Consider the following 505-nt stretch of genomic DNA (forward strand, 5'->3'; position numbering starts at 1 on the left):
TTTCTCTTTGTCGGTTGTAGCTCGTTGTAATTGCTCGTTTGCTTTTTTCATTTCCTCTTCATAAGTTTTTTTAATAATAGCTTCATTTCTTGCTAAAAGTTCTTCTGCTTTGGCTTTTAAACTATTCCAATCTTGATCTAATTCTCCATCTTTTTCTTGATAATGTTTTCTTTCTTCATCATTCACCTCAAGAGCTTCTCTAAATTCTTTAGGAGTTTGTAATTTCTCAAAAGGAGTATGTTTTAATCTTAGTTTAGCCCTTCTAAAATAAAGAGGATTTTCTTGCTTTTCTAGACCTTTTCTTAAAAACTATAGGTTTTTCATCAAAGTCAGGATGTTCTAATTCTATATAAAAACTTAATTCCTCATCTTTAATCTCACTATTAGAAATTTTTATTTTTCCTTGATCATTGGCAGTATTATCATACAGGAGTGTTTTTTTATCTTTATCATATATTTTTATTCTAGCTCCTATGATAGGGATATTTTTGATCTTATTTTCATA

At 28.1% G+C, this 505-nt stretch carries 2 pseudogenes; both read right to left on the bottom strand.

The window, feature by feature from the left end:
- Positions 1-186, bottom strand: a pseudogene (locus tag ACOTVC_RS09065) (hypothetical protein); the annotation flags it as partial.
- A gap of 76 nt (positions 187-262) precedes the next feature.
- Positions 263-505 (bottom strand): annotated as a pseudogene (locus ACOTVC_RS09070) (hypothetical protein); the annotation flags it as partial.

Origin of the sequence: Campylobacter sp. GB48, from assembly GCF_049221845.1 — a bacterium.
GTDB lineage: Bacteria > Campylobacterota > Campylobacteria > Campylobacterales > Campylobacteraceae > Campylobacter_D > Campylobacter_D lari_C.